This window comes from Micromonospora citrea (genome assembly GCF_900090315.1).
GTDB lineage: Bacteria > Actinomycetota > Actinomycetes > Mycobacteriales > Micromonosporaceae > Micromonospora > Micromonospora citrea.
Genome location: NZ_FMHZ01000002.1, coordinates 3,830,425 through 3,852,014 on the forward strand (window position 1 = coordinate 3,830,425; position 21,590 = coordinate 3,852,014).

Here is a 21,590-nt window from a genome sequence, read left to right on the forward strand (position 1 = left end):
CGCGCCGCCGGCCCCGACCGGCGGCGTCGGCACGCTCAGGGTCGTCGCTGGGAGGGAGTGCACCGTCGTGGCACTCGTGGTGCAGAAGTACGGCGGGTCCTCCGTCGCCAACGCCGAACGGATCAAGCGTGTGGCCGAGCGGATCGTCGCCGCGCGCAAGGCCGGCGACGACGTCGTGGTGGTGGTCTCCGCGATGGGGGACACCACCGACGAGCTGCTCGACCTGGCCAACCAGGTCAGCCCGCTGCCGCCGGGCCGCGAGCTGGACATGCTCCTCACGGCCGGGGAGCGGATCTCCATGGCGCTGCTCGCCATGGCCATCCACAACCTGGGCTACGAGGCCCGCTCGTTCACCGGCTCGCAGGCCGGCGTGATCACCACGTCGGTGCACGGCCGGGCGCGGATCATCGACGTCACGCCGGGCCGGCTCAAGGGCGCGCTCGACGAGGGCGCGGTGGTCATCGTCGCCGGGTTCCAGGGCGTCTCGCAGGACACCAAGGACGTCACGACGCTGGGCCGGGGTGGCTCGGACACCACGGCCGTGGCGCTCGCCGCCGCGCTGCAGGCGGACGTCTGCGAGATCTACACCGACGTGGACGGCATCTTCAGCGCCGACCCGCGCATCGTGCCGAACGCCCGGCACATCAGGCAGATCACCTACGAGGAGATGCTGGAACTGGCCGCCTGCGGCGCCAAGGTCCTGCACCTGCGCAGCGTGGAGTACGCCCGCCGGGCGGGCTTGCCGATCCACGTCCGTTCGTCATACTCGACCAACACCGGCACGATGGTCACCGGATCGATGGAGGACCTTCCTGTGGAGCAAGCACTGATCACCGGGGTCGCCCACGACCGCAGCGAGGCCAAGATCACGATCGTGGGGGTGCCCGACGAGCCGGGCGCCGCCGCGCGGATCTTCGACACCGTGGCCGGTGCCGAGATCAACATCGACATGATCGTGCAGAACGTCTCCACCGAGGGCACGGGGCGCACGGACATCTCCTTCACCCTGCCCAAGACCGACGGTCCGACGGCCATGGCCGCGCTCAGCAAGATCCAGGAAGCGGTCAAGTTCAAGGGCCTGCTCTACGACGACCACGTCGGCAAGGTGTCGCTGATCGGGGCCGGCATGCGGTCCCACCCCGGTGTCGCGGCCGGCTTCTTCGCCGCCCTCGGCGCGGCCGGGGTGAACATCGAGATGATCTCCACCTCGGAGATCCGGGTCTCCGTGGTCTGCCGCGACACCGACCTGGACGCCGCCGTCCGTGCCATCCACGAGGCCTTCGACCTCGGCGGCGAGACCGAGGCCGTCGTCTACGCGGGGACGGGACGGTAGCGCCCATGTCGCCGCTGCCCACCCTGGCCGTGGTCGGAGCGACCGGTGCCGTCGGCACCGTGATGTGCGAGCTGCTCACCGGGCGCAAGAACGTCTGGGGAGAGATCCGGCTGCTCGCCTCCGAACGCTCGGTCGGGCGGCGGGTGCGCTGCCGTGGCGAGGAGCTCACCGTCCGGGCGCTGACCCCGGAGGCGTTCGACGGCGTCGACGTGGCGATGTTCGACGTGCCGGACGAGGTCTCGACGCAGTGGGCCCCGGTCGCGGTGAGCCGGGGCGCGGTCGCGGTGGACAACTCCGGCGCCTTCCGGATGGACCGCGACGTCCCGCTGGTGGTGCCGGAGATCAACCCCGAGCAGGTCCGCAACCGGCCGAAGGGGATCATCGCCAACGCCAACTGCACCACCCTCGCGATGATCGTCGCGGTAGCCCCGCTGCACCGCGAGTACGGGCTGCGCGAGCTGGTGCTCGCCTCCTACCAGGCGGTCTCCGGCGCCGGCCAGGCCGGGGTGGACACCCTGCACACCCAGCTCACCAAGATCGCCGGCGACCGGGCGCTCGGGTCGCGTCCCGGCGACGTCCGCCAGGCGGTGGGCGACGAACTGGGCCCGTTCCCGGCTCCGCTGGCGCTCAACGTGGTGCCCTGGGCCGGCTCGCTGGCCGAGGCGGGCTGGTCGTCCGAGGAGATGAAGCTGCGCAACGAGTCGCGCAAGATCCTCGGGCTGCCCGACCTCAAGGTCTCCGCCACCTGCGTACGGGTGCCGGTGGTGACCGGCCACTCCGTCGCGGTGCACGCGGTCTTCGCCACCGAGGTGGACGCCGAGGGCGCCCGCGAGGTGCTGCGCAACGCCCCCGGGGTGATCCTGGTCGACGACCCGGCCGACGGCGAGTTCCCGATGCCGATCGACGCGGTCGGCACCGACCCGTCCTGGGTGGGCCGGATCCGTCGCGCCGTCGACGATCCGCGTGCCCTGGACTTCTTCGTCACCGGCGACAACCTCCGCAAGGGCGCCGCCCTCAACACCGCCCAGATCGCCGAACTCCTGGCCAGGGAACTCACCCCCCGCTGACCCCCTTCCCCCCTCCCCCGTCCCACGCCCCCGTCGTCGCGGCGATCTTGCACTTTCTGCCCCGGCAAAGGCAAAGGGTGCAAATAACCCATAGCGCGGGCACAAAGTGCAAGATCGCTGGGGCTGGGGCTGGGGCTGGGGCTGGGGCTGGGGCTGGGGCTGGGGCTGGGGCTGGGGCTGGGGCCGGGCTGGGGCTGGGGCTGGGGTGGTCAGGCGGCGGCCAGGCGGACGCCGTCGCGGCCCTGCCGCTTCACCGCGTACAGCGCCTGGTCGGCGCGGCGGAGGGTGAGCTCGGGCGACTCGCCGGGGCGGGGCAGGGCCACCCCCACGCTGATCGTCCGGCCGATTCGGCGCGCCTCCTCGGCGAGACGCTCGGCGATCCGCACCGCCTCGTCGGGCCGGTTCACCTCGATCACCGCCACGAACTCGTCGCCGCCGATGCGGTAGAGCTCGTCGCCCTGCCGCAGCGCCCCCTCCAGGGCCCGGGCCAGCCGCACCAGCACCCGGTCGCCGGCCTGGTGGCCGTACGTGTCGTTGACGCTCTTGAAGCCGTCAACGTCGATCGCCAGCAGGGCCGTACGACCGGGGGTGGCCCCGGCGATCCGCCGGCCGAACGGGCCGGTGTGCCCCAGCCCGGTCAGCGGGTCGGAGTTGGCCTGCTCGCGCAGCCGGGCGACGGTACGCAGCCGGTCCAGGCAGCTCCACGCCTGGCCGGCCAGCAACTCCAGCAGGTTGACGGTGGTCGGGTCGGGGCGTAGCAGTCGCTCGTCGGCGACCAGCAGCACGCCGCCGTGATCGTCGGGCGGCCCGACCGGCACCGCGACCAGGGTGCGCACCCCGGCCCCGGCCAGCGGCCGGTGGTCGGGGACCGGCGGGTGCCCCGCCTCGCCGAGGGTGTATCCCACGCCGTGGCGGTGGGCGCGGCTGATCAGCCGGTCCAGCGCGGCCGGGCCCGCCTCCGCCAGCTCGGCCCGGATCCGGGACTCGAACTCGCCGGGAGCGGCCGTCGGCGCGCCCAGCCGGGGCCCGTCCGGACCGGCGAGCAGCAGCACGGCGGCGGAGAGGGTGGACACGTCCCGGGCCGCGGCGATCGCGGCGGTGAACAGGTCCCACTCCGTCGAGGCGGCGGTCAGCGCGGTGGCGTGCCGGAGCAGCTTCTCGCTGCGGCTCTCCGCCGGCGGCCCGCCGAGCGCCACGATCCGGGCACCGAGCCGGGCCGCCAGCCGCTCGGCCGTGTCCCGCCACGGGGCCAGGTCGGCCGGTACGCACCACTGGAGGTCGAGCACGCCGATCGGCCGGCCCGCCGGGTCCCGTACCGGCACGCAGACCTCGGCGATGACGTCGGGGCGTACGGGGATGTAGTCGGGATCGTCGGCGACGTCGGGCACGACCGCGGTCTCGCCGGAGGCGTACACCCGCCCGACGATCCCGGTCTTCGGCGGCACGGTGGAGAAGACCTGCCAGGAGCCGGTCGCCGCGACGCAGCGGAGCCGGTCGTGCACCTGGAGCAGGACCGAGATGGTGGCCGGCGCGTGCCGGGCGAGCGCGGTGACCGTCCACTGGCACGCCTCGACGGCGGTCGAGGCCATGGGCAGGCGGACCGTCACGTCACGGATGACTCGCTCGTGATCCACTGGGCACGTCGTTCCAGGTAGGGAGGGGGTTCCGGCCGGCGGGCGGGCCCGCACCAAGGGTACTCAGCGCCGCGTCGCGCCGCCCAGGAGCAAGATCGCCCACAGCCTTCGTACACATGTGCCATCCACAGGCTGTGGACACGGCCCGTGGATGCGGGCGGGCCGCGCGGCGGGGCCCGCGACGATAGCGTGAGGGTCCCGGCCGAGTGGAGGCACCGATGCTCATCGCCCAGCTCAGTGATCCGCACGTGACCACCGGCGTCCTCGCCGCCGAACCGGCCGCCGGCCTGCACCGGGCCCTCGGCCGGGTGCTGGCGCTCACCCCCCGGCCCGACTGCGTGGTCGTCACCGGCGACCTGGTCGAGCACGGCCGCCCCGACGAGTACGCCGCGCTGCGCGAGATCATCGGTCGGTTCCCGCTGCCGGTGCACCTGGTGGCCGGCAACCACGACGACCGGGAGTCGCTGCTCGACGCCTTCGGCGGCACGCCGTGGCTCGGCGGCGGCTTCTCGGCCTACTACCACGTCGACCATCCCGAGGCGACGATCGTGGTGCTGGATTCGTTGATGCCGGGTGGACACGGCGCCGGCTGTCTCGGCGAGGACCAGCTCGGCTGGCTCGACGGGGTGCTGGCCGGCCGGCCGGAGGTGCCGGCCGTGGTCTGCGTGCACCACCCGCCGGCGGCGGTCGGCATCCCGTTCCTCGACGACATCCGGCTGACCGACGGCGACGGGCTGGCCGAGGTGGTCGCCCGGCACCCGCACGTCGCCCGGGTGGTCGCCGGGCACGTCCACCGCCCCGTGACGGTCAGCTTCGCCGGCACGGTGCTCACCACCGCGCCGAGCACCTGGCGGCAGAGTTCGCTCACCACCAGCGCCGACGAGCAGATCGGCTGGGTCGCCGAGCCGACCGGCTTCCTCCTGCACCAGGTCGCCGGGGGCGGCTGCGTCACGCACCTCGTCCAGGTCAGCCACGCCGTCGGCATGACGTGCGCGTTCTGACCGGCGACCCGGGAGCAGCGACCGGGGCGCCGTGGGCCGACCGCGCCGTCTCCGCCGCCGGCGCGCGGCTCGTCCGATCATCCTTCCCGTCGTACGCCGTCCGTCCGGTCCTTTCCGGACCCGCACGCCGACCACCGCGACGATCGGTCGGAGGCTGCCGGGCATGTCGGAAACGCCTGGCCGGACCTCCCCGGGCGGGCGGCGTATCCCCAGGTCTGTGGGCCTGCCCCGGTCGACCGACGGCGGGCCGCGATGAGAGGCTGTACCCGACGCGGCGGCGGTCCCCCACCGCCGTCACCGCGACCGAACCCTGCCGACGGCGCGGGCCCGACCGGCGCGAACCGTCGCCCCGGGGGCCCCGCGCCGGCTTCTCACGAGGAGTTCCATGTCCATCCCCGGGATGCGTCGGGCCGCCATCGGCCTGACCGCGCTCGCCGTGACCGCGTTCGGCGCGGTCACGACCACCCCCGACCAGGCGGACGCCGGCCCGAAGCCGGTCGCCGTCAAGCTGCTCGCCCTCAACGACTTCCACGGCAACCTCGAACCGCCGTCCGGCTCCAGCGGCTCGATCGCCGGGCAGCCCGCCGGCGGGGCCGAATACCTCGCCACCCAGCTCGCCGAGCTGCGCAAGCGCGCCGCCAAGGAGCAGAACACCATCACCGTGGCGGCCGGCGACCTGATCGGCGCCTCGCCGCTGCTCTCCGCCGCGTTCCACGACGAGCCGACCATCGAGGCACTGTCGCTGGCCGGGTTGGACTACGCCAGCGTCGGCAACCACGAGTTCGACGAGGGCGCCGACGAGCTGCTGCGCATCCAGAACGGCGGGTGCCACCCGGTCGACGGCTGCGCCGACGGCACCCCCTACGAGGGCGCCGGCTTCCAGTACCTGTCGGCCAACGCGTTCAAGACCGCCACCGGCCAGCCGCTGCTCGCCCCGTACGCCATCCACAAGGTGCAGGGCGTCAAGGTCGGCTTCATCGGCATGACGCTGGAGGGCACCCCGCGCATCGTCAGCCCGCAGGGTGTCGCCGGCCTGACCTTCGCCGACGAGGCGCAGACCGCCAACCGGTACGCCCGCGAGCTGCGCCGCAAGGGCGTCGAGACCATCGTCGTGCTGCTGCACGAGGGCGGCACGCAGGACGCCACCGGCGGCATCAACGACTGCAAGGGCATCTCCGGCCCCATCGTGGACATCGCCAACCGGATGGACCCGTCGATCGACGTCGTCGTCAGCGGCCACACCCACCAGGCGTACAACTGCGACATCGCCGGCAAGCTCGTCACCAGTGCCAGCTCCTTCGGTCGGCTGGTCACCGACATCGACCTCTCCATCGACCGGCGCACCGGCGACGTGATCAGCGCCAGGGCCGAGAACGTGGTGGTCACCCGCGACGTCGACCCGGACCGGGCGCAGACCGACCTGATCAACCGCTACAAGACCGTGCTCGGCCCGGTGGCCGGCCGCGAGGTCGGCCAGACCACCACGGAGATCAAGAAGACCCAGGAGACCCTCTTCGACAAGACCCTGGGCGAGTCCCCGCTGGGCAACCTGATCGCCGACGCGCAGCTCGCCGCCACCGACGACGAGCAGGGCGCGGTCGCCGCCTTCATGAACCCCGGTGGCGTACGCGCCGACCTCGACGCCGGCCCGGTCACCTACGAGGAGGCGTTCACGGTGCAGCCGTTCGCCAACAACCTCGTGACGCTCGACCTCACCGGCGCGCAGCTCTACTGCCTGCTGGAGCAGCAGTTCGTCGCCGGCAGGACGCTCTACCCGTCGTCGACCGTCCGGTACGTCGTCGACCCGGCCGGCACCACCGGCACCGCGACGGACCCGTGCGCGGGCAGCCGGGTGGTCCGGGGCAGCCTCACCATCGGTGGCGTGGCGGTCGACGCCGGCACCACGTACCGGATCACGGTGAACAACTTCCTCTCCGGCGGCGGCGACGGCTTCACCGTCCTCACCGGAGGCACCAACCTGGTCACCGGCATGATCGACCTGGACGCTTTCGTGGCGTACCTGACCGCGCGGTCGCCGGTCTCGGCGCCGGCGCTGGACCGCATCCGCACCACCGCGGAGGTTCCCGCCGCCTGACGCGGCGTCGCACAGCCGACGGGCCCCGAAGCGTTCGCTTCGGGGCCCGTCGTCGTCGTGCCGGTCAGGCGGGTGCGGACACCGGTTCGGCGGCCGGCGGGGCGGCAGGCGGAGTCGCCGGCACGCGGCCGTCCTGGACGGCCGTCAGCAGGGGGCGCAGGGAGAGCGCGACCAGCGAGGCCACCAGACAGCCGCCGACGACCGTCGCGACCCAGATCCGGCCGTCGGCCGCGCCGATCAGGGGGCCCGCGGTGACCGGGCCGATCACCCCGCTGATGCCGAAGATCATCGAGCTCATCGCGTTGTACCGGCCGCGCAGCTCGTCGGTGGCGAGCGCGTTGGTCAGCGCCGGCATCACCGGCGAGAGCAGCGTCTCGCCGAAGCCGAAGATGGCCGAGCAGGCCACCACGCCGAGGGCGGCGAGCAGCGCGCTCTCGGCGCCGATCACCCCCGCCGCGCCGAGGACCAGCCAGGCGGTCGCGAAGACCGCGCCCACGACGGCCAGCGCGCCCGTCCGGCTCCGCCCCTCCATCCGGCGGATGACCAGCAGCTGGGCGAGCACGATCATCACCGTGTTGCCGGCCAGCGCCCAGGCCACGATGCGCGGGGACACCTCGACCACCCGCACGGAGTACGCGGCGAAGCCCACCTCGATCTGCGCGTACCCGCAGGTCGTCAGGATCAGGCCGAAGATGACCAGCCGCCGGAACGGCCGGTCCTTCAGCACGGTGAGGTAGCCGCCGGTCGACGTCCGGCCCCCGGTCGGGCCCGCGGTGAGCCGGCGACCCACCCGCGGCAGGCTCAGCAGGATCAGCGCGGGCATCAGGTAGCTGATCGCGTCGAGCACGTAGATCGCCTGGAAGGTGCCCGGGCGGGCGGTGTCGACGATCGCGCCGGAGGTCAGGCCGCCGATGCCGATGCCGAGGTTGAGCAGGGCGAAGTTCAGCCCGAAGACCCGCTGCCGCTCGTCGTCGTCGGTGAGCGAGGCGAGGATCGTGTTCTGCCCGGACCAGATGGCCGAGCTGCCGATCGCGACCAGGGTCATCACCCCGAACGCCGAGGCGGTCGAGTCGACCAGCGCCAGCGAGCCGGTGCCGGCCGCCTCGATCAGCAGGCACGGCACGACGATCCGGCGCGCGCCGAAGCGGTCGATGAGCGTGCCGCCGATCGGCGACAGGGCGAGGGTGACCGCGCCGTACCAGCCGATGACCAGACCGGCGCGGGCGTCGGTGAGGCCGCGGACGTCGGTCAGGTAGATGAACAGGAACGGCAGGGTGAGGCCGCGCCCGACCGCCGACAGCAGGGTGCCGACGAGGATCCGCCGGGCTTCCGGACGGCGGGGGAGGGCGCGACTGAGCATGTCCGAGATTCTGTGCGGCTGGTACGACGGCCCGCGAGCGTTTTACGGCCCGGACCGCGTGGCCGGCACCCTCACGTGATCAAGGCCACGTCCCGGGTCCGGTCCGGGTCGGGCCGGCCCCGGTCGCCGGCGGTGCCGGGCCGGCCCCGGTCGCCGGCGGTGCCGGGCCGTGGGCGCTGTCGGGCCCGTCTGCGATGCTGGTCGGGATGACCACGACCTGGCGACACCTGCCCGCGCCGGCCCGCGAGATCGCCACGGCCGCCGGCGACGCGGTCGCCGCCGCGCGCGAGCGCGACTCCGAGGCGTACGACATCGCGGTGGCCCGGCTCGCGGCGGCCGAACGGTCGGGGCTGGTCCTCGGCGCGGTGGTCCGGCTGCTGCTGGAGGAGGGCCACCCGGACGGCCTCGACGGCGACGACGTCCGGCAGGTGCTCGAACGCTGCGTGCGGGGCGCGGCGGGGTGGCGGCCCGACGTCGACCCGCACGTGGTGCTCGTCCTGCTGGCGGGCGCCCTGGGCGTCTACGACCCGGACGGCGACGAGTCCCCGCCCGACCCGCCTGCCGTGGCGCGGCACGCGCCGCTGCTCGTGGCCGACCTGCTCGCCGTGACCGGCCGGCCGCTCGACGGCTACCTGGCCGCCGCGTTCACGGAGATCGCGCGCACCGAACACCACGACTGAGCGCGCGGCCCGGCCGGCCGCCGGGAGCACCCGCGCGCCTGTCGTGGTGAGCCTGCCGTTGCGGGCCCGCCGTTGGGTGCCTGTTGTCGCGGCCTGTCGTTGCGGGCCTGTTGTCGCGGCCTGCCGTTGCGGCTTGTTGTCGCGGGACTGTCGTCCCGCGACTGCCGTTGCGCGTCCACCGCCGCCGGCCCGTCGCCGGGGCGCGGGGCGGGGAGCGCCCGCCGCCGGGGCGCCGGGTTCGGGGGTGCGGTCCTGGCTCGGCGATGGTCGCTATCGCGCCGTCCCGACGGCCCCGGCGGCCTCCGTCCTCAGCGGACGGCGTAGTCGCCGAGCGCCGGTTCGAGCAGGTCGAACGTCCGGGTGCCGGCGTCGGCCAGGGCGGCCGCGACGTCGTCCAGGTCGTCGCCGGCGAGCGTGCGCCGGATCGTCTCGGCGAAGAGAACCCGGTGCGCCGCGCCGAGCTGGGCGGCGACGGCGCGCGGCACGACGTCGCCGGGGCCGACGTGCGCCTCCGCGACGAGCAGGTCGGCCAGGGCCTGCTCGCGCAGCTCGTGGAACTCGCGCAGGCGGGCCGTCAGGGTCGGGCTCTCCACGATCATCCGGACGAACGGCAGGCCGGCGAAGCCGATCACCGGGTCGCGACGGGCCACGGCCGCCAGGAACTCGCGCCGCAGCGCGGCGAGAGCCGACTCCCCGGCGCCCCGCTCGGCCACGGTGCGGGCGAGCGAGCCGACGAACTCGTCGCTGAGGTCGAGGGCCATGTCCTCCTTGCGGGGGAAGTAGTTGGTGACGGTCATCTTGGCGACGTGCGCCGCCGTGGCGATCTCGGCGATGGTCACGGCCTCGAAGCCGCGTTCCATGAAGAGACGGGTCGCCACGTCGGAGATCGTCTGGCGGGTCTCCCGCTTCTTCTGTTCCCGCAGGTTGAGAGTCGGTGAGGTCATGCCGGACAGTATCTCATAGGTTCAACCTAAATTTGGGCTTGACATATTAGATGGGTCCGACCTAAGCTTGTGTCGTTCCCAAGTTGAGGAGGGCGAATGAGTACGCGCTTCACGCCGCCGGCTCCGACCACCGGCCCCGCCCGACGGATCGGCGTCACGCGCAACACCTCCAGGGGCGACCGGACCGGCGCCCGCGTGACCCGGCAGCCGCTCCGGCTGCCGCCGCGCAGGGGGCGCTGACGACCCCGCCGCACCGCCCCGACCGCTCGGCCCGCCCCGGAGGAAAAACATGAACATCACCGCCACGACCGTCTCCCTGACCGTCGACGACGTCATCGCGTCCCGCGACTTCCTCGTCACCCACCTCGGTTACCAGGAGAAGGCCGCCGCCGACGGGTTCGCCTCACTCAGCCGGGGCGAAGCGGCCGTCGACGTCGTGCTGTTGCGACGGGGCATCGAGGTGCTTCCCGAGGACCAGCGCGACCAGCGGGCGTCCGGGCTGATCCTGGCGTTCACCGTGTCCGACCTGGCCGGGGTGCTCAGTCGGCTGGAGAGCGAGGGGGTGGCCGTCACCATGCCGTTGCGCGAGGAACCGTGGGGTGAGCGGCTGTTCCAGGTCACCGACCCCAACGGCGTGGTCATCCAGTTCGTGGAATGGGTCACCCCGGCCGCCGGCTGACCCACCGCGCACCGCCGGGCACCCGGCGGCACCCGTGGCTTGCGCCGCCGCACCAAACGTCAGGGGCATGTCCGCCGCGCGGGCATGCCCCTGACCGTACGCGCCGGCAGACGGACGTCGTGCGCGTCCCACGTTGGCGTCCGGCGTCCGGCGTTTGACGCCCGGCGCGTCCACCGTTGGCGTCTGGCGGTCCTGCGTCCGGTGTCCCGACGTCTCGTGTCCCGGCGTTTGGTGTCCCGCGTCGCCGGAGTTCCGGGACGGCCGTCCTTCGCTCGCCGGAGTTCCGTCCGGGGCTGGTGCGGGCCGGGGCAGGGCGCCGGCTCAGCCGCAGCCGACGACCGCCCCTGCCTTCTTGTCCGTCGGCCGCTGGATCACCTGGATCTCGTCCACGCCCGGCAGGTGGCGGATCGGCGCCAGCCTCGTGCAGTCGAACTCCCTGCCCTCGGTCGTGAGCCGGAACGACTCGGGCATCGCGTCGGCCGAGACCTGCGCGATCATGTCCGGCCTGTCCTTGAACGTCTCCCGGAACTGTTGCCACGCCTGCTCGCGGCCCTCGAACCTGATGCCCTCCACCGGGTCCAGCCCGTGCAGGGCCGACTCGATGGCGGCCTTCTGCTCGGCGGTGGCGTCGTTGCTCAGGAAGACGTTGACGGCGTACTGGTGCTGGTCGCCCCGGACGACGAACAGGACCACAGTGGTCGCAACGAGCGCCCCCACCAGCATGGCCACGGCGGCGACCAGCAGGAGCGGACCGCGCCGGCGGCGCGCGGGAGGCGTCGACCCGTCCGGCGAGGCAACCGGGACGACAGGCAGCTGATCGGCTCCAGCGGCAGGGCGCAGCTGGTCGACGGCACCCACGGGTGACGACCCGTCCGGCGGGGCGCCCGCGGGCGACGACTCGTCCTGGGACGGCTGAGGCTGGGGGATCGGCTCCGACACGGTGCACAGTAAAGCAGCCAGGGCGGCTGGCGGCGCCCCGGCGGTGACCGGGTGACCGGGCGACCGGAGGTCCGGGCGACTGGAGGTCCGGGCGACTGGAGGTCCGGGTGACCGGAGGTCCGAGCGCGGCCCGCGCCAGGCGTGCACCAGCATCGCCCGGACGTAGCCGTCGAGCGAGCCCGCCGCCGACGCCTTCCGCCAATGCCGGTACAGCGCGACGAGGCACTCCTGCACCAGGTCGTCAGCGGCCGATCGTTGCCCGCACAGCCCGTACGCCAGCCGTCGCAGCCACGGCAGGCGTGCCTGGACGTACTCGACGTACTCTCGTTCACTCCGCAACCCGGCCTCCCGCCAACACTAGGAGTGGTCCGAGACCCGTTTCGGTTGTGGCGGTTGGTGATCGAAGCCGGGGAGGTCGCCCCACCCCCCGGACGTCGACGGGGGGGCTCTCGCTGGCTCCAGCGAGCGATAATCGGCGGAAACGAATCAAGGCCCCTCCGTGGAGGGGCCTTGACCTGCTGTTACCTCTGGTCGGGGTGGCCGGATTCGAACCGACGACCTCTTCGTCCCGAACGAAGCGCGCTACCAAGCTGCGCCACACCCCGAGGCGTGCCGACAAATAGTAGCCCACCCGGTTCGGTGGTCCAACTCGGTACCCCCACCGCTCCGGTGCCCGCTGCACCGGGCACCGCAGCGGCGAGATCTCGACAACTTCCCGGATGTAGTTGGCTCCCGGCGAGCGGATACCACTACATCCCGGAAGTTGCGCGGATCTTGGGGTGCGCAGCGCGGGGTGTGCGCGGCGCGGGGTGTGCGGCGCGGGGTGTGCGGCGCGGGGTGTGCGGCGCGGAGCGCGGGGTGGGGTGCGCAGCGCGGGGTGTGCGGCGTGCGGTGGGTCAGCGGGGGATCAGGGTGAGCACGCTCGCTTCCGGCGGGCAGGCGAACCGTACCGGCGCGGTCGGGTGGGTGCCGAGGCCGGCGGAGACGTGCAGCCAGGAGTCGGAGCCGGGCCAGCGGTGCAGGCCGCGCGCCATCGAGCGGGGCAGGCCGCAGTTGGTGACCAGCGCCCCGACGCCCGGCACGCAGACCTGGCCGCCGTGGGTGTGCCCGGCGAGCAGCAGCCCGAAGCCGTCGGCGGCCATCCGGTCGAGCACCGCCGGCTCGGGGGAGTGGGTGAGCGCGATCGACAGGTCCGCGGCGGGCGACACCGGTCCGGCGACGGAGTCGTAGTCGTCGCGTTCGATGTGCGGGTCGTCCACGCCGAGCAGCTCGACCGCGCGACCGCCGGCCTTGACGGTGGTGCGGGCGTTGTTCAGGTCCACCCAGCCGGCGCCGGTGAGCACGTCGCGCAGCTCCTCGTGCGGCAGCTCGACGCCCTCCGTGTACTCCCGGTCGGGCAGGAAGTAGGTGAACGGGTTCTTCCAGACGGGGCCGGTGTAGTCGTTGGAGCCGAAGACGAAGCCGCCCGGGTGGTCGAGGAGCGGCTGGAGCGCGCGCAGCACGCCGGGCACGGCGTCGGGATGTGCCATGTTGTCCCCGGTGACCACGACGAGGTCGGGGTCGAGGGCGGCCAGCGACGCCACCCAGCGCTGCTTGCGACCCTGGCCGGGCATCATGTGCAGGTCGGACAGGTGCAGGACGCGCAGCGGCTCGGCGTCGGCCGGCAGCACCGGGACGTCGTACCGCCGCAGGGTGAACATGTTGCGCTCGACGAGCGACGCGTAGGCCAGGGTCGCCGCGCCGAGGGCGGCGGTCCCGGTCGCGAGCCGGAATAGTGTGCGCTTTCGCATGGCGTTCAGGGTAGTTTCACCGACCATGAGCACGCTGAAGGACCGTCTCACCGCCGACATGCGCGCCGCCCTCAAGGCGCGCGACGAGCTGACCACCTCCACGCTGCGGATGGCGCTCGCCGCCGTCGGCACCGCCGAGGTCGCCGGCAAGGCCAAGCGCGAGCTCACCGACGACGAGGTGCTCGCGGTGCTGACCAGGGAGGCGAAGAAGCGCCGGGAGGCCGCGACCGCCTTCGCCGACGCCGGCCGCACCGAGCAGGCCGCGAAGGAGACCGCCGAGGGCGAGGTGCTGGAGCGCTACCTGCCGAGCCAGCTCTCCGACGCCGAGCTGACCGAGCTGGTCGCGGGGGCGCTCGCCTCGGGCGGCTTCACCGGCAAGGCGCAGATGGGCCCGGCCATGAAGGCGGCCCAGGCGGCGGTGGCCGGCCGGGCCGAGGGTGGTCGGGTGGCCGCCGAGGTACGCCGGCAGCTCGGTCTCTGAACGAGCCGCACCGACGCGCGTACGCGAAACGGGCGGGCACCCCCACGAGGGGTGCCCGCCCGTTGTCGTCCGGCCGGCTCAGCCGCCGGGTCGGTTCGGCGGGCGGCCCGGGCCGGTCGGCGAACCGCCGGGGCCTTGCGGCGTGGTGCCGCCCGGGGTGGCGCCGCCGGCGCTGATCTGGATGGTCACGACGCCGCCCTTGATGGTGCGGCCGTCGGGGCTGGTGCCCGCGGCCTTGCCGGCGGGGCAGGTCGACGCGACCTTGATGTCGGAGACGACCGCGTCGAAGCCCTCCGCCTCGATCCGGGACTTCGCCTGCTCCACGTCCAGGCACTTCACGTCCGGGATCCGGCGCTGGTCGCCCTCGCGGATCTTCTGGCCCGGGGGATCGAAGTTGATCCGCTTCTTGCCCTTCATGGCGTCGCGGAGCGTCTCGTAGACCGGCGGGTTGATGCCGTCCTTCTGGTTGTGCTTCATCTTGACGTTGGTCTGCGGCCAGTCCGGGTCGGCCATGATGCCGGCCACCGCGTACTGCTTGGTCATCGCGACCAGCGAGGCGGTCTTCTCCGAGTCGGTGGTGCCGGACTTGCCGGCGACCGGGGCTTTGACGATGCCCTTGACGCTCGCGGCCGTACGGCTGCCGCCGCACCTGCTGGTGGAGGAGTTGTCGCCGACCGGGCAACGGGCGGCGTCGACGGCGGCGCGGGCCACCTCGGTGGTGACGCGCTTCTCGCAGCGCGGGTTGGCGACGTCGAGCTTCTTGCCCTCCGGGTCCCTGATCTCCTGCACCGGGGTGGGCTCGCAGTACTTGCCGTCCGCGGCGAGGGTGGCGTACGCGTTGGCCAGCTCCAGCGGGGTGGTCTGCGAGACGCCGAGGGTGAAGGCGCCCCACTGGTGGGCGGCGTCCTTGCTGCCGGCGAACTTGGCGTCCTCGGTCTGCCGGAACTGGATGCCGAGCCGCTTGGCGACGTCCACCACGTTCTCCGCGCCGACCTTCTGCTGCAGCGGCACGAAGTAGGTGTTGGTCGACTGGGCGAAGGCGCTCCACATGGTCTGCACGCCGCCGGGCTTCTTGTTGGAGTTGGTGGGGCAGTAGAAGTGGGTGCCGGGGCACGCCGCCGGGCTGCTGCGGTCGATGATGTATTCCGACTTGAACTGCTGCGGGGCGTTGAACGTGTAGCTGAGCGGGATGCCCTTCTCCAGCGCCGCCACGATGGTGAAGATCTTGAAGGTCGAGCCGGCCTGGTAGCCCGTGATGCCGTCGCCGCCGGTGAGCAGCGGGTTGACGGTGTTCGGGTAGTTGCCGCGCTTGCCCTTCTTGCGCTGCTTCGGGTCGCTGTGCTGCTTGTTGGCAGGCTTGTTCGGGTCGTCCAGCTTGAAGTTGCGGTTCACCGCCAGCGCCCGGACCCGGCCGGTGCCCGGCTCGACCACCGCCACCATGGCGGCTTCCTTGCTGTTCTCCGGCTTGGCCCTGCGGACGGCCTTGTCGGCGCCCTCCTGGGCCTGCGCGTCGAGCGTGGTGGTGATGACGTAGCCGCCGCTCTTCAGCCGCCGCTCACGGTCGTACGTGGTCGAGCCGAACGTCTCCTGCTGCATCCACCAGCGGTAGAAGTAGTCGCAGAAGAATCCCCAGCCCTTCTTGTTGGTCGCGACGCAGCCGTTGGGGGCCCGCTTGCCGGTGACCACGAGCTTGGTGGCCTTCGCCGCGTCCGCCTCCTGGCGGGTGATGGCCCCGGTCTCGACCATGTTCTCGATGACGTAGTTGCGTCGGTCGAGCGCCCCCTTGTAGCCGCTCTTGGTGGTCGGGTCGTTGGTGCTGGGGGCCTTCACCATGCCGGCGAGCATGGCCGCTTCCTCGATCTTCAACTTGCTCGGCGGCTTGTTGAAGTAGACCTGGCTGGCGGCGTAGATGCCGTACGCGCCGTTGCCGAAGGCGGCGATGTTGAGGTAGCGCTCCAGGATCTCGTCCTTGGAGAGCTCCTTGTCGATCTGGAGGGCGTAGCGCATCTCGCGCAGCTTGCGGGCGCTCGTGTCCTCGGTCGCCGCGACCACGTCGGCCGGGTGGGTCGCCGAGTAGGCGATGGCCAGCCGGACGTACTGCATGGTCAGCGTCGAGGCGCCCTGCTGGCTGGCCGCGCCGGACTGGTTGTTGACGAAGGCGCGGGCGATGCCGTTGAGGTCGACGCCGTTGTGCTTGTAGAAGTCGTGGTCCTCGGCGGCGATGATCGCCTTCTGCATGATGGGCGCGACGTCCTTGAGCCGGACGTCCTTGCGGTTCTCGTCGTACATGGTCGCCAGCGTGGTCTTGCCGTCGGAGGCGAGCAGGTGGCTCATCTGCGGCGCGCGCGCCACGGTCAGCTCCTTGGGCAGTGCGCCGAAGGTTTCGGCGCCGGCCTTCGCGGCGAGGCCGGACATCGCCACCGCGGGGAAGGCCGCCGCTGCGACCACCACGCCGGCCAAGAGGCCACATATGAGCAGCGATGCGGCGTTGGTCAGCACATTGTGGTCACGTTTCCGCATCCAGGTCACCTCGACAGGGTACGCGAGTAGGGAACGAGGGGCGCTGGGGCGTTCTTTCCCCATTTCCTGCGCGCGCCGACCTCGTTGTGCTAAACGCACGACCCCCGGTGCGTGGTTGCGTGAATCCGGTGCCGAGTCTCCCTTCTTCCCGAGGGGGCCCGCAGCGTTTTCACGGACTTCGGCGGGGTAACCGGCGGTCGCGAAGCCCGGGAAGCCGGGAGTGTCCGGAATGATGGATTTAGCCGACAACGTTGCGTAATCGGGTGACTACAGAGCATGATGGGGGGCGGCGACAGAGCCACATGTCGTCCGTGCCGCCTTGGGGAAGGCGCGCCGGGCGACCGGGGGGAATTGCCGGCTGGTCCGCGACGGGGTCGGTAGGTACTGCAAGGGGGGACGTGTACAGATGGGCATGATCACTGACTGGCCGTCGCTGGCGGCGTGTCAGAACGGGGACCCGGACGCGTTGTTCGTACAGGGCGCCGAACAGAACGTGGCCAAGCGGATCTGCCGGAGCTGCCCAGTCCGGTACGAGTGCCTGGCCGACGCGCTGGACAACCGGATCGAGTTCGGGGTGTGGGGTGGCATGACCGAACGCGAACGCCGCGCGCTGCTGCGCCGTCACCCCCAGGTGACGAGCTGGCGCAAGATGTTCGAGGCCGCGATGAAGAAGAACGCCAAGAACAAGGCGGGCAAGGACAAGATCCTCGTCACCGCCGCCGGCTGAGCGCCGTCACGGCCGGCTGATCGCCGCGCCGATCGTCCGCAGCCCGTCGACGTCGTGCACGTCGGCGGGCTGCGCCGTCACCGACACCGCCGGCACCGCCGGGAACGCCTCCGTGAACCGGGCCGCCACCTGCCGCTCGCGTACCGCCTGCTGGACCAGGGCCGCGTGGGCCCGCAGCACGTCGACGGTGCCATCGTGCCCGCCGAGGGTGGCCAGCCGCTCCGCGGCGGCCAGGCTCTCCGCCGCGTCGAGGTCGGGCACCGCCGGGCGGTGCACCCGGTTGAGCACCAGGCCCGCCAGCGGCATCTTCTCCTCGCGCAGCCGGCCCGCGAAGTAGGCGGCCTCCCGCACCGCGTCCGACTCGGGCGCCGCGACCAGCAGGAAGGCCGTCTCCCGCGCCTGGAGGATGCGGTACGTCTGCTCGGCGCGTTGCCGGAACCCGCCGAACATCGAGTCGAGCGCCGCGACGAAGCCGGACAGGTCGGTCAGCAACTGGGCGCCGAGCACCTTCTGCACGACCTTGGAGAACATCCCGAACGAGGCAGTGACCAGGCTGAACATGCTGCGGCCGCCGGTGCGCGCCGGGGCCAGCAGCAGCCGCAGCATCCGCCCGTCGAGGAAGCGGGAGAGCCGGGCCGGCGCGTCGAGGAAGTCCAGCGCCGAGCGGGACGGCGGAGTGTCCACCACGATCAGGTCCCACTCGCCCCGGGCGTGCAACTGGCCCAGCTTCTCCATCGCCATGTATTCCTGCGTGCCGGCGAAGGTCGAGCTCATCGCCTGGTAGAAGGGGTTGGCGAAGATCTCTTCCGCCTTCGCCCGATCGGTGTGCTGGAGCACCACGTCGTCGAAGGTGCGCTTCATGTCCAGCATCATGGCGTGCAGCTCGCCGCCGCTGGCCTCGACGTCGATCCCCTTGACCTGGCGGGGGGTGTTGTCCAGCTCGGTCAGCCCGAGCGACTGGGCCAGCCGGCGGGCCGGGTCGATGGTGAGCACCACCGTGCGCCGGCCGTGCTGCTCGGCGGCCCGCAGCGCGAGCGCGGCGGCCGTCGTCGTCTTCCCCACCCCGCCAGCCCCGCAGCAGACCACGATCCGCACGCCCGGGTCGGCGAGGATCTGGTCGACGTCCAGCTGCGGCGCCGCGTCTTCGGAAGGCACCAATCGAGCGTATCGGGCCGGGTCGGTCGGCGCGCCCGTGCCGGCGGCAGGTGTGAGTCAATCCGCCCGGACGAGGGCCTCGGCGAGCCGGTCCAGCCCGGCGCGGTCCACCCCGTCGGGCAGCAGCGGCAGCTCGGTCAGCGGCAGCCCCAGCTCCACCAGGTCGGCGCGGAGCGAATCCTCCAGTTCGCGGCGGATCGCCTGGTCCCGCGCCTCCGCGGCCAGCCCGGCGACGGTGCCCTCGTCCGTCGGCAGCCCGGCGGCGCGCAGCCCCCGCTCCAGCTCGGCCGGGCTCACCATTCGACCCGCGGGCAGCGGCGGCCGGGTGCCGTTGACGATCACCCGGCCCACCGGGAAGCCGAACGCGGACAGTTCGGCGATGGCGTCGACCGTCTCCTGGACGGGCATCTCCTCCAGCAGGGTCACCACGTGCACGGCGGTGATGGGGGAACGCAGCAGCGCCGCGACGCCCTCGCTCTGGGTCTTGATCGGGCCCACCTTCGCCAGCCGCGCCGTCTCGGCGGTCACGTTGAGGAAGCGACCGATCCGCCCGGTCGGCGGCGCGTCCAGCACCACCGCGTCGTACGCGCGCCGCTGGCCGACGGTGCGGGTGGTGGCCTCCTTCACCTTGCCGGTGAGCAGCACGTCCCGCAGGCCCGGGGCGATGGTCGTGGCGAAGTCGATGGCACCGAGCTTGCGCAGCGCCCGCCCGGCCGCGCCGAGCTTGTAGAACATGTCGAGGTATTCGAGCAGGGCCTCCTCGGCGTCCACCGCCAGGGCCCGCACCTCACCGCCGCCCGGCGCGTCGGTCAGGTGCCGCTCCTCGTAGGGCAGCGGGTCGGTGCCGAAGAGTTGGGCGATGCCCTGCCGCCCCTCGACCTCGACCAGCAGCGTGCGCCGGCCCCCGGCGGCCAGCGCCAGGGCCAGGGCGGACGCGACACTGGTCTTGCCGGTGCCGCCCTTGCCGGTCACGACGTGGAGGCGGGCCGGCCACTCCGCGCCGGCCGGGCCGGTCGCCCGCTCTGCTGCTCGCACCCGTCGAGCCTATCCAGCGGACGGGCTCACGCGACCTCGCAGACCCGCCAACCCGTCTTCTTCACCACCGTGAACCGCAGGTCCTGCTCGGCGATCTTCTCGTCGGCGGTGGTCATGGTGACCTTGGTGGTGACGGTGGCCCGTTCGCCGGCCTGGCTGTCCACCCTGGGGCTGCTCCACCGGAACCGCGGGTTCTGGTGGGTCGAGACGTACTTCTCGACCTCGGCGACCTTGGCGGCGATCTTCTTGTCGTCCCGCGCCGAGGAGCAGACCAGGGTGGCGGCCCGGTCCGCGTCGCGGTCCTGGTAGACGGCGGTGAGGAACTCCTCCACCGCGGCCACCGGCTCGTTGGCGCCCGTGCCACTCTCGGCGTCGCGCAGCGTCAGGAAGGCGACGACGCCGCCACCGGCGCAGAGCAGCAGGATCACGGCCAGGGCGATGGAGGCGATCAGCACGCCGCGCTTCTTCCTGGGCGGGCCGGGCTGCTGGTAGGGCGGGTACCCCGCCGGCGGGACCGGGCCCGGGGCGGCGGGCGGCAGGGTGGCGCCGGGCGGGGTCGGGAGCTCCGGCTGGCCGGCCGGCGATCCGACGGGGCCACCGCTGGGCGGTTGCGTCATCTCTTCCCCCGGGGGTGCGACGCCGCCGCCTCCCGGGGCGACGAGCGTGATCGAGCTGGCGGCGAGCCGGCGAGCGCCCGTCCGACCGGAAGGGTAGCGGTCGGCCGGCGCATTCGGTGGGCCGGCAGGCGCAGTCGGATTCCTCGCCACGCATGTGTCGCATATGTGACTCCGAGTGACCGGCCGTGCGCGTCCTGTTGGCGGGACTCCCGGTCCGGTCCTACGTTCTCACCGTCGCGGGGGAACGGGGCCGGGCGGAACCGGGCCCCGGACGATGACGTGAACAGGTACGACGTCCGGAGGCGAAGGGCATGCGCGACGTGGACAACAACCCCCGAGGCCAGTTCTCGACGGGCGACCGGGCGTGGCGGGCCGGGGCCGGCTCCGGCGACGCCGAGGGGGTGGTGGGCGGCCTGCCGATCAACGAGCGGTCGTACCGGCGGTTCGTCGATCCCGTCGAGGTGCGCGTCGCGGACCGGCCCGCCGCGCGCGGCCGGGACGAGGAGGAGCCCGGGTACGTCATCCACCTGCCGATCCGGGTCGCCGACCTGGCGGCGGCCACCGCGCTGGCCGGCACGGTCGCCACGTCGCTGAGCTTCCTGCCGGAGCTGGACGCCGGCGAGACCACCGTCTCCACCGCCGACGACCAGAACAACCGGCACCGGGTCTTCTGCGACCTGCTGCTGCCGGACCGGTCCCGCTGCCCCCAGCCGTACGAGCACGGCGGCCCCTGCGGGGAGCTGCCGGTCGCTCCGGAGCAGCGTCCCGCGCCCCGGCCGTCCGCCGGACCGTAGGCTGTGCGTCGAAGAGCCGTACTCCATCCAAGGGAGCCCTCCACCGATGCAGAAGTGGGAATACGCCACGGTCCCGCTGCTGGTCCACGCGACCAAGCAGATCCTCGACAACTGGGGCGAGGACGGGTGGGAACTCGTCTCCGTGGTTCCCGGCCCGAACCCGGAGCAGCTCGTCGCGTACCTCAAGCGGCCGAAGGCGTGAGCGGCATGACCAACGGTCCCCACGCGAAGCTCGCCGAACTCGGGCACGAGCTGCCCGAGGTGGTCCCGCCCGTGGCCAGCTACGTGCCGGCCGTGCAGTCCGGGCAGCACGTCTACGTCTCCGGGCAGCTGCCGATGGCCGAGGGCAAGCTCCTCGCCACCGGCAAGGTCGGCGCCGGCGTCTCCGCCGAGCAGGCCAAGGACCTGGCCCAGCGGTGCGCGCTCAACGCCCTGGCGGCGATCGACTCGCTGGTCGGCCTGGAGAACGTCGTCAAGATCGTGAAGGTGACCGGCTTCGTCGCCGCCGCCCCCGGCTTCACCGCCGTCCCGGGCGTGATCAACGGCGCCTCCGACCTGTTCGGGGCGGTGTTCGGCGAGGCCGGCCGGCACGCCCGCAGCGCCGTCGGCGTCGCCGAGCTGCCCCTCGATGCCCCCGTCGAGGTCGACGTCATCGTCGAGGTCGCCTGACCCGCGCCCACCCCCGCGATCTTGCACTGACCGCCCTGGCGAAAGCCGCGAAGCGGGACGTATCCGGGGC

21 protein-coding genes, 1 tRNA gene and 1 pseudogene are annotated in these 21,590 nt (G+C 72.8%); 12 read left to right on the top strand and 11 right to left on the bottom strand.

The genetic code is table 11. The features are described from left to right. The first annotated feature begins 67 nt into the window (after nt 1–67). On the top strand, nt 68–1,333 hold the full coding sequence (locus GA0070606_RS17550) for an aspartate kinase (RefSeq protein WP_091101263.1): 1,266 nt from the start codon (nt 68–70) through the stop codon (nt 1,331–1,333). Nucleotides 1,334–1,338: 5 nt separating this feature from the next. After that, the gene (locus GA0070606_RS17555) at nt 1,339–2,400 is read left to right on the top strand and encodes an aspartate-semialdehyde dehydrogenase (protein ID WP_091101267.1); all 1,062 of its coding nucleotides are present in this window, start codon (nt 1,339–1,341) and stop codon (nt 2,398–2,400) included. Between the two features lie 209 nt (nt 2,401–2,609). Here the strand turns inward: GA0070606_RS17555 and GA0070606_RS17560 are convergent, their stop codons facing one another. Beyond that, nucleotides 2,610–4,034, bottom strand: coding sequence for a GGDEF domain-containing protein (locus GA0070606_RS17560; RefSeq protein ID WP_091101269.1), 1,425 nt, complete (start codon nt 4,032–4,034; stop codon nt 2,610–2,612). A 218-nt stretch (nt 4,035–4,252) separates the two neighbouring features. On the opposite strand from GA0070606_RS17560, the gene GA0070606_RS17565 reads away from it, so the two are divergent. Next, nucleotides 4,253–5,035 (top strand): phosphodiesterase, encoded by a 783-nt coding sequence (locus tag GA0070606_RS17565; protein ID WP_091107848.1) that lies wholly within the window; start codon nt 4,253–4,255, stop codon nt 5,033–5,035. Nucleotides 5,036–5,420: 385 nt separating this feature from the next. Then, nucleotides 5,421–7,130 (top strand): bifunctional metallophosphatase/5'-nucleotidase, encoded by a 1,710-nt coding sequence (locus GA0070606_RS17570; RefSeq protein WP_091101272.1) that lies wholly within the window; start codon nt 5,421–5,423, stop codon nt 7,128–7,130. 64 nt (nt 7,131–7,194) lie between these two features. Here GA0070606_RS17570 and GA0070606_RS17575 read toward each other — a convergent pair whose 3' ends face one another. Beyond that, nucleotides 7,195–8,490 (bottom strand): MFS transporter, encoded by a 1,296-nt coding sequence (locus tag GA0070606_RS17575; protein ID WP_091101275.1) that lies wholly within the window; start codon nt 8,488–8,490, stop codon nt 7,195–7,197. Between the two features lie 206 nt (nt 8,491–8,696). Here GA0070606_RS17575 and GA0070606_RS17580 point away from each other — a divergent pair, with 206 nt between their 5' ends. Further along, entirely contained in the window at nt 8,697–9,170 is a 474-nt protein-coding gene (locus tag GA0070606_RS17580) for a hypothetical protein (RefSeq protein ID WP_176737350.1), read from the top strand. A gap of 308 nt (nt 9,171–9,478) precedes the next feature. On the opposite strand, the gene GA0070606_RS17585 is transcribed toward GA0070606_RS17580, so the two are convergent. Then, on the bottom strand, nt 9,479–10,114 hold the full coding sequence (locus GA0070606_RS17585) for a TetR/AcrR family transcriptional regulator (protein ID WP_091101280.1): 636 nt from the start codon (nt 10,112–10,114) through the stop codon (nt 9,479–9,481). A 96-nt stretch (nt 10,115–10,210) separates the two neighbouring features. Between GA0070606_RS17585 and GA0070606_RS32590 the strand changes: the two genes are divergently transcribed. Together GA0070606_RS32590 and GA0070606_RS17590 are read left to right on the top strand one after the other, a co-directional pair. Continuing rightward, nucleotides 10,211–10,354 carry a hypothetical protein gene (locus tag GA0070606_RS32590; protein WP_176737351.1) on the top strand — a complete coding sequence of 48 codons (144 nt, stop codon included), beginning with the start codon at nt 10,211–10,213 and terminating at the stop codon, nt 10,352–10,354. Between the two features lie 49 nt (nt 10,355–10,403). Then, entirely contained in the window at nt 10,404–10,793 is a 390-nt protein-coding gene (locus GA0070606_RS17590; RefSeq protein ID WP_091101283.1) for a VOC family protein, read from the top strand. A gap of 321 nt (nt 10,794–11,114) precedes the next feature. Here GA0070606_RS17590 and GA0070606_RS33365 read toward each other — a convergent pair whose 3' ends face one another. From GA0070606_RS33365 to GA0070606_RS17605, 4 genes and pseudogenes are all read right to left on the bottom strand, one after another. Beyond that, on the bottom strand, nt 11,115–11,516 hold the full coding sequence (locus GA0070606_RS33365; protein ID WP_245724961.1) for a permease-like cell division protein FtsX: 402 nt from the start codon (nt 11,514–11,516) through the stop codon (nt 11,115–11,117). 363 nt (nt 11,517–11,879) lie between these two features. Then, nucleotides 11,880–12,071 (bottom strand): annotated as a pseudogene (locus GA0070606_RS33370) (sigma factor); the annotation flags it as partial. A 189-nt stretch (nt 12,072–12,260) separates the two neighbouring features. After that, nucleotides 12,261–12,337 (bottom strand) — tRNA-Pro (locus tag GA0070606_RS17600). A gap of 291 nt (nt 12,338–12,628) precedes the next feature. After that, nucleotides 12,629–13,522: a metallophosphoesterase gene (locus GA0070606_RS17605; RefSeq protein ID WP_091101290.1), complete on the bottom strand. Its 894-nt coding sequence runs from the start codon at nt 13,520–13,522 to the stop codon at nt 12,629–12,631. Nucleotides 13,523–13,547: 25 nt separating this feature from the next. Between GA0070606_RS17605 and GA0070606_RS17610 the strand changes: the two genes are divergently transcribed. Continuing rightward, nucleotides 13,548–14,003 (top strand): GatB/YqeY domain-containing protein, encoded by a 456-nt coding sequence (locus tag GA0070606_RS17610; RefSeq protein ID WP_091101293.1) that lies wholly within the window; start codon nt 13,548–13,550, stop codon nt 14,001–14,003. Between the two features lie 78 nt (nt 14,004–14,081). On the opposite strand, the gene GA0070606_RS17615 is transcribed toward GA0070606_RS17610, so the two are convergent. Next, a complete protein-coding gene (locus GA0070606_RS17615) occupies nt 14,082–16,523 on the bottom strand; it encodes a penicillin-binding protein (protein WP_091101297.1) in 2,442 nt (813 codons plus the stop codon). Nucleotides 16,524–16,929: 406 nt separating this feature from the next. On the opposite strand from GA0070606_RS17615, the gene GA0070606_RS17620 reads away from it, so the two are divergent. Beyond that, nucleotides 16,930–17,250 carry a WhiB family transcriptional regulator gene (locus GA0070606_RS17620; RefSeq protein ID WP_091101301.1) on the top strand — a complete coding sequence of 107 codons (321 nt, stop codon included), beginning with the start codon at nt 16,930–16,932 and terminating at the stop codon, nt 17,248–17,250. A gap of 6 nt (nt 17,251–17,256) precedes the next feature. On the opposite strand, the gene bagB is transcribed toward GA0070606_RS17620, so the two are convergent. Genes bagB through GA0070606_RS17635 form a run of 3 tightly spaced genes read right to left on the bottom strand, consistent with a single transcriptional unit; the run spans nt 17,257 to nt 20,057 of the window. Then, nucleotides 17,257–18,408 carry an ArsA family ATPase gene (gene bagB / locus GA0070606_RS17625; RefSeq protein WP_176737352.1) on the bottom strand — a complete coding sequence of 384 codons (1,152 nt, stop codon included), beginning with the start codon at nt 18,406–18,408 and terminating at the stop codon, nt 17,257–17,259. A gap of 54 nt (nt 18,409–18,462) precedes the next feature. Next, nucleotides 18,463–19,440, bottom strand: a complete 978-nt coding sequence (gene bagA, locus GA0070606_RS17630) for an ATPase BagA (RefSeq protein WP_091101310.1) — start codon at nt 19,438–19,440, stop codon at nt 18,463–18,465. 26 nt (nt 19,441–19,466) lie between these two features. Next, nucleotides 19,467–20,057 carry an Rv0361 family membrane protein gene (locus GA0070606_RS17635; RefSeq protein WP_091101312.1) on the bottom strand — a complete coding sequence of 197 codons (591 nt, stop codon included), beginning with the start codon at nt 20,055–20,057 and terminating at the stop codon, nt 19,467–19,469. A 311-nt stretch (nt 20,058–20,368) separates the two neighbouring features. Here GA0070606_RS17635 and GA0070606_RS17640 point away from each other — a divergent pair, with 311 nt between their 5' ends. From GA0070606_RS17640 to GA0070606_RS17650, 3 genes are read left to right on the top strand one after another with little or no spacing between them, the layout of a single operon-like run. Then, nucleotides 20,369–20,851, top strand: coding sequence for a hypothetical protein (locus GA0070606_RS17640; RefSeq protein WP_091101317.1), 483 nt, complete (start codon nt 20,369–20,371; stop codon nt 20,849–20,851). A gap of 46 nt (nt 20,852–20,897) precedes the next feature. Beyond that, nucleotides 20,898–21,053, top strand: coding sequence for a Sp36 family protein (gene sp36 / locus GA0070606_RS17645; RefSeq protein ID WP_013736319.1), 156 nt, complete (start codon nt 20,898–20,900; stop codon nt 21,051–21,053). A 5-nt stretch (nt 21,054–21,058) separates the two neighbouring features. After that, on the top strand, nt 21,059–21,520 hold the full coding sequence (locus GA0070606_RS17650; protein WP_091107850.1) for a RidA family protein: 462 nt from the start codon (nt 21,059–21,061) through the stop codon (nt 21,518–21,520). The last annotated feature ends 70 nt before the right edge of the window (nt 21,521–21,590 follow it).

Excerpts from the sequence above, each read along its gene's own strand:
- GA0070606_RS17555 (WP_091101267.1), top strand. The coding sequence starts at position 1,339 with ATGTCGCCGCTGCCCACCCTGGCCGTGGTCGGAGCGACCGGTGCCGTC.
- GA0070606_RS17565 (WP_091107848.1), top strand. The coding sequence starts at position 4,253 with ATGCTCATCGCCCAGCTCAGTGATCCGCACGTGACCACCGGCGTCCTC.
- GA0070606_RS17570 (WP_091101272.1), top strand. The coding sequence starts at position 5,421 with ATGTCCATCCCCGGGATGCGTCGGGCCGCCATCGGCCTGACCGCGCTC.
- GA0070606_RS17575 (WP_091101275.1), bottom strand. The coding sequence starts at position 8,490 with ATGCTCAGTCGCGCCCTCCCCCGCCGTCCGGAAGCCCGGCGGATCCTC.
- GA0070606_RS17580 (WP_176737350.1), top strand. The coding sequence starts at position 8,697 with ATGACCACGACCTGGCGACACCTGCCCGCGCCGGCCCGCGAGATCGCC.
- GA0070606_RS17585 (WP_091101280.1), bottom strand. The coding sequence starts at position 10,114 with ATGACCTCACCGACTCTCAACCTGCGGGAACAGAAGAAGCGGGAGACC.
- GA0070606_RS32590 (WP_176737351.1), top strand. The coding sequence starts at position 10,211 with ATGAGTACGCGCTTCACGCCGCCGGCTCCGACCACCGGCCCCGCCCGA.
- GA0070606_RS17590 (WP_091101283.1), top strand. The coding sequence starts at position 10,404 with ATGAACATCACCGCCACGACCGTCTCCCTGACCGTCGACGACGTCATC.
- GA0070606_RS33365 (WP_245724961.1), bottom strand. The coding sequence starts at position 11,516 with ATGCTGGTGGGGGCGCTCGTTGCGACCACTGTGGTCCTGTTCGTCGTC.
- GA0070606_RS17605 (WP_091101290.1), bottom strand. The coding sequence starts at position 13,522 with ATGCGAAAGCGCACACTATTCCGGCTCGCGACCGGGACCGCCGCCCTC.
- GA0070606_RS17610 (WP_091101293.1), top strand. The coding sequence starts at position 13,548 with ATGAGCACGCTGAAGGACCGTCTCACCGCCGACATGCGCGCCGCCCTC.
- GA0070606_RS17615 (WP_091101297.1), bottom strand. The coding sequence starts at position 16,523 with ATGCGGAAACGTGACCACAATGTGCTGACCAACGCCGCATCGCTGCTC.
- GA0070606_RS17620 (WP_091101301.1), top strand. The coding sequence starts at position 16,930 with ATGGGCATGATCACTGACTGGCCGTCGCTGGCGGCGTGTCAGAACGGG.
- GA0070606_RS17635 (WP_091101312.1), bottom strand. The coding sequence starts at position 20,057 with ATGACGCAACCGCCCAGCGGTGGCCCCGTCGGATCGCCGGCCGGCCAG.
- GA0070606_RS17640 (WP_091101317.1), top strand. The coding sequence starts at position 20,369 with ATGCGCGACGTGGACAACAACCCCCGAGGCCAGTTCTCGACGGGCGAC.
- sp36 (WP_013736319.1), top strand. The coding sequence starts at position 20,898 with ATGCAGAAGTGGGAATACGCCACGGTCCCGCTGCTGGTCCACGCGACC.
- GA0070606_RS17650 (WP_091107850.1), top strand. The coding sequence starts at position 21,059 with ATGACCAACGGTCCCCACGCGAAGCTCGCCGAACTCGGGCACGAGCTG.